Raw genomic sequence first — 2,901 nt, 5'->3', positions numbered from 1 at the left:
ACCGTCCTCGACGAAACCGCCCGCTACCTCGGCGCCGGCTTCGCCGACCTCATCAACCTCTTCCAGCCCGAACGCATCCTCGTCGGCGGCTGGGCAGGCCTCCAGCTCGGCACCCCCTTCCTCGACACCGTCACCCGGTACGCCCACCAGTACGCGCTGCGGCATCCGGCGAGCCTCACCGACGTACAGCTCGGCACCCTCGGACCGGAGGCGGTCACCGTCGGCGCCGCCCTCCTGCCCCTCGCGGACTTCTTCGCCCGTGGCGGCCGACGGCCCGAGACCACCCCCCGGGTGCCCGCGCCCGCATGGCAGCAGGCGCTCAAGGACCGCGTCTCGCACTGAAGTCGGCCGCTTTCACCTCGTGCCGGGCCCCGGCCGGCACCCCCTTGATGGACGCCCACGCGGCCGGACGGGCCGCCCGCGCACGGGGCTCGATGGACGCGCAAGGATCCGCCGCACCGGGACCGCCGCCGTACGGACCGCCGCCCGGAGCACGTACCGGACCGCCGCCCGGGGCGCCCCCGGACCGCCCACGCCCGAGGGTGCGGAGGCGCGGGGGGACGCGGGCAAGCGACTGAAGGGAGTGGGGCTTTCGGCGACCACCCGGGGCGCCGGAAACTCCCGTGAAGCGCCGCGGTCCGGGTGGAGGATCCGGGTCGCGCGGGTGTGCGAGAACCCTTGCCAGTGCCGCGCGGGCCGCCCTATCCTCACGGCCAGAAAGCGCTTTCTCCGCTCGTCCGGCAGGCAGGGGCCGGGCCGGTGAAGGCGTGGTTCACGGCGCGCCTGCCGTGACGCCGCACGCACGAGCCGTTCTCGGTCCGGCACGGGGCTCCGCCGACGACGCCGGGGCACCGCGGGACGACGAGACGTGACCGGACGGGGCACGGCAGCCCCGAGCCGCCCGGGCACGTCTCCCTCCGGGACCGAGGGCGCCGAGGTGCGGGCACGCGGAGGCGCGGGGTCGCCCACGCGCGCCCTCACCTCGCCCCACCACCCTAACCGCGTACGGGCACCCCTGCCCGCCCACGGCCGTACGCCGCGCCGCCCCCGCCGACGCGCGCACCGGCCCCTCACCACCCCTGCGTACTCCTGCCACGCCCCCGCCCCTCCGACTGAACATCCCATCAACCGACCGGCCAATTGACCATGTCAGCACAGGAATTGGGGATACGACCATGAAGCGAGCAACCACGGGACGGTTGTGCGCGGCGATCGCCGCGGCGGCCCTGGCGGCCGGCACCGGGGTGGCCCTGACGGGCGCCCAGGCGTCCGCGGCCACCGCGGGCGCCACCGGCTACGCGAGCCAGAACGGCGGCACCACCGGCGGCGCGGGCGGCGCGACGGTCCGCGCCACCACGGGGACGGCCATCCACGCCGCGCTCTGCTCGCGGGCGAGCAGCAGCACCCCGATCGTCATCCAGGTCGAGGGGACCATCAACCACGCCAACACGGCCAAGGTCTCCGGGACCAGCTGCAACACCGCCGACGGGGTCATCGAGCTCAAGCAGATCGGCAACGTCACGATCGTCGGCGTCGGCGCGGGCGCCGTCTTCGACCAACTGGGCATCCACATAAGGGAGTCGTCCAACATCATCATCCAGAACGTGACGGTCCGGAACGTCAAGAAGTCGGGCTCCCCGGTCTCCAACGGCGGCGACGCCATCGGCATGGAGTCCGACGTCCGCAACGTATGGGTGGACCACGTCACCCTGGAGGCCTCGGGCGGCGAGTCGGAGGGCTACGACGGCCTCTTCGACATGAAGGACAACACCCAGTACGTGACGCTGTCCTACAGCGTCCTGCGCAACTCCGGGCGCGGCGGCCTCGTCGGCTCCAGCGAGACGGAGCTCTCGAACGGCTTCATCACCTACCACCACAACCTGTACGAGAACATCGACTCCCGCGCTCCCCTGCTCCGGGGCGGCATCGCCCACATGTACAACAACCACTACGTGCGGCTCAACGAGTCCGGGATCAACTCCCGCGCCGGGGGGCGCGCCAGGGTCGACAGCAACTACTTCGAGGACTCCAAGGACGTCCTCGGCACCTTCTACACGAGCGCGGCCGGGTACTGGCAGGTCAACGGCAACACCTTCGACAACGTGACCTGGTCCGCGCCCGGCACGGACTACAAGCCGGCCGGTCCGAACCCGCAGTCGAACACCACCGTGAGCGTCCCGTACGCCTTCGGGGCGGACCCCGCGTCCTGCGTGCCGTCGGTGGTGGCGCAGACGGCGGGGGCGGGCAAGGGCCTGCGCGTCTCGGACGGTACGTGCACGCCGCAGACACCCACGCCGACCGCCACGGCCACGACCCCCGCCCCGACTCCGACCGCGACGACGCCGACGCCGACCGCCACCCCGACGCCCACACCGACCTCCCCGACCGGGACCAACCTCAGCCTCGGCGCCGGTGCGGACGGCTCCAGCAAGGCCGACGGCACCAGCTACGGCAACGTGCGCGACGGCAACCCGTCCACGTACTGGTCGCCGGTCGGCTCGACCGGGTACGTCTCCGTCAAGTGGGCGTCGCCGAAGACCGTCTCCTCCCTCCGCATCCGGGAGGCCGCCGACGCGGTCGGCCGGATCGGCTCCTGGCGGGTGCTGAACGCCGACACCGGCGCCGTCCTGTCCTCCGGCACCGGCGCGGGTCCCGTCTCCTTCCCCGCCGTCTCGCTGAGCAAGATCACGTTCGAGATCACCGGCGCCTCCGGCACGCCGAAGGTCGCCGAGTTCGAGACGTACGCCGCCGGCTAGACCAGCCGGCCAGACCAGTCGGCTGATCCGGCCGGCCGGCTGCATCAGCCGGTCAGCTCAGGCGGACGCCCGTCCGGCCGCCGGGGCCCCGGCGCCCCGCGGGGGGGGGGGGGCGGGGGCGGGGGCGCGCCCCCAAAACTGTGTA

2 protein-coding genes are annotated in these 2,901 nt (G+C 73.4%); both read left to right on the top strand.

The annotated features are described in order from the left end of the window. Positions 1 to 342: ROK family protein (locus ACWDVG_RS31520; protein ID WP_451704340.1), on the top strand; the 342-nt coding region annotated here is incomplete at its 5' end. 833 nt (positions 343 to 1,175) lie between these two features. Continuing rightward, positions 1,176 to 2,756, top strand: coding sequence for a pectate lyase family protein (locus ACWDVG_RS31515; protein ID WP_451704338.1), 1,581 nt, complete (start codon positions 1,176 to 1,178; stop codon positions 2,754 to 2,756). Positions 2,757 to 2,901 lie beyond the last annotated feature (145 nt).

The organism is Streptomyces sp. NPDC003327 (assembly GCF_053589515.1).
The sequence above is the reverse complement of the archived record's forward strand: the minus strand, read 5'-3'. Positions and strand labels throughout refer to the sequence as shown.